Genomic DNA, 2,078 nt, shown 5'->3' with positions numbered 1-2,078 from the left:
GGGGCCGGGGGCCTGTCCGAGGGGGCCCGGCCCGCGAGGCTTCTAGAAGGTGCCGAGCTTCAGCAGGGAGAGCAGTCCGAGCAGTTCGATCGCCGACGCGCCCAGCGCCTTCACCCAGGGCAGGTCGTGCGACTTGCGCACCATGGACGTCATCAGCAGGCCCGCCAGCACCCAGGTGAGCCAGCCGAGGATCTGGACGAAGCCGTTGTCGCCGCCGAGGAAGGCCGCGAAGAGCAGCCGGGGCGCGTCCGTCAGCGACATGATCAGCATGGACAGGCCGACCGTGGGCTGCCAGGAGCCGTCGCCGCCGAGCTGGCGGGCGAGGGTGTGGGTGACTGCGCCGAGGATCAGGCCGCCGACGACGAACACCACGCCGGTGATCAGGATGGACGGGATCGCCGTCGACAGCGTGGAACCTATGACGTCGCTGCGCGCCGCGTCGAAGCCGAACAGCGCGAGCATGCCGTAGACCATCGTGACGATCAGCGCCGGTCCCCAGACCGGGTAGTCCCTCATCTGGAGGAACGTCTCGCTGGGGCGCATCACGATGCCTGCCAGCAGGTCGCGCCAGCCGAGCCGGGGGCCGCTGGGGACGGGCGCCGCGCCCGCGCGGTAGGTCGCGCCGTCGCCGTACGGGTCGTCGACGCGGAACGCCTGGGTGTGCCCCGGGTTGTTCGCGGCGGGGTTCGGGTCCGCGGAGGGGATGCCGCCCCCCATCGGGCCGTACTGAGGCTGGCCGTGCTGCGGCTGACCGTTCGGTGGCTGTCCGTAGGGTGAGTGTCCTGACGGTGGCTGTCCGTACTGCTGCTGGTACGGGGCGGGCGCCTGGGGCGGCGCGTAGTACTGCTGCTGCGGCTGTTGCTGCTGGTACTGCGGGTCGCCGAAGTACTCCGGTTCGCCGCTGTACGGTCCCTGGTTCGCCGGTGCGCCCGCCGGCGGCCACTGCGGCGGCTGCTGCCGGCGCCCGGCCTGTCCCTGCGGGGGATGCGGTTGCTGTCGCGGTTCGCGGTTGTCCCGGCCGCGTCCGTTCCTGAATCCAGCCACGTTCTCGAACGTACCCGCTCCCGGCGGGGGCGGAGGCCGCGGACGGGGAACGGGCACGCCATTGCGTCCGTCCTGTGACATCCCCTAGGGGGTTTCGGGGGTTACTCCGCGCGGTTGTCCGTCGCGCATGGTAATGGTGTGCCTACTTTGGGTAGCGCGCAGCCCTTGGTATCCCGTTTCCCCGCACCCTGGAGGTCTCATGTCGCCCGTACGGTCCGCCGTCGCCTCCGCGTCGGCCGTGCCCGTCTCCCTTCTCGTCCTTCTCGTCGCCCTCGCCGCGCCCGCCATCGCGCGCGGCGACAGTGCCGGGCCCGCCACCGCGCCGGCCCCGGCCCGGAGCGCGAGCGCCGGGGGCGCCCCCGCGCAGGGTGCCGCCACCGGGCCGGCGGGTGCGCCTGCCCGTGTCACCGCCGGGTCCGCCGCCGCGCAGAACGGAATCGCCGGGGACATCCCGTACTACATCAGGGACGTCGCCACCGGCCGCTGTATCGCCGGTACGCGGGTCGCCACCTGCGGCACCGACGGCACGGAGTGGGTCCTGCGCGACCACGGCGACGGTACGGTCCAGTTCCAGCAGGCCGGTTCGGCGGCGCAGGCCTCCGAGCCGCGCTGCCTGACGCTGCCGGCCATGCTGAGCTATCCGGCGGCCGTCCGGATGAGCGCGTGCGACGCCGCCGCGTCCTCGGCGGACGCGGCGCCGGACGCCGCGGGCCGGGCCGACCGGTGGCGTATCGAGGGGTGGGTGGACAGCCCCGTCACCATCGCGCACGCCTATCCGCCGGCGGGGCGCCTGTTCGTCGCGGACTCCGCCGTCCGCGTCAGCAACAACAGCTCCGCGATGTGGGTGCTCGACCCCGTCGTGAAGGTGAAGGCGGATGCGCGGCGGTGAGGTCTGCCTACGCGTGAGGCCCCGGGGGGGGCCCCCCCCCGGGCCCCCCCCCGGGGCCGCCGCCCCCCCCCGCCCGAGGGGGGGGGGGGGGCGGGGGGCGGGGGGGCGGGGGCGGGGCCCCCCGGGGGGGCGGGGGCGGGGCCCC

General features: G+C 74.7%; 2 protein-coding genes. One reads left to right on the top strand and one right to left on the bottom strand.

Going from position 1 to position 2,078, the window contains the following annotated elements:
- Positions 1-42: 42 nt before the first annotated feature.
- Positions 43-1,044: a Yip1 family protein gene (locus tag LCE31_RS21400; protein WP_225016550.1), complete on the bottom strand. Its 1,002-nt coding sequence runs from the start codon at positions 1,042-1,044 to the stop codon at positions 43-45.
- Between the two features lie 199 nt (positions 1,045-1,243).
- On the opposite strand from LCE31_RS21400, the gene LCE31_RS21395 reads away from it, so the two are divergent.
- Positions 1,244-1,933 carry a hypothetical protein gene (locus LCE31_RS21395; RefSeq protein WP_225016549.1) on the top strand — a complete coding sequence of 230 codons (690 nt, stop codon included), beginning with the start codon at positions 1,244-1,246 and terminating at the stop codon, positions 1,931-1,933.
- The last annotated feature ends 145 nt before the right edge of the window (positions 1,934-2,078 follow it).

Source organism: Streptomyces sp. 8L, assembly GCF_020176795.1.
Lineage (GTDB): Bacteria > Actinomycetota > Actinomycetes > Streptomycetales > Streptomycetaceae > Streptomyces.
Note: the sequence above shows the minus strand (reverse complement) of the source record. Positions and strands in the feature narration are given on the sequence as shown.

Bases quoted from the DNA above. Each gene is read 5' to 3' on its own strand.
- LCE31_RS21395 (WP_225016549.1), top strand. From the start codon at position 1,244: ATGTCGCCCGTACGGTCCGCCGTCGCCTCCGCGTCGGCCGTGCCCGTC.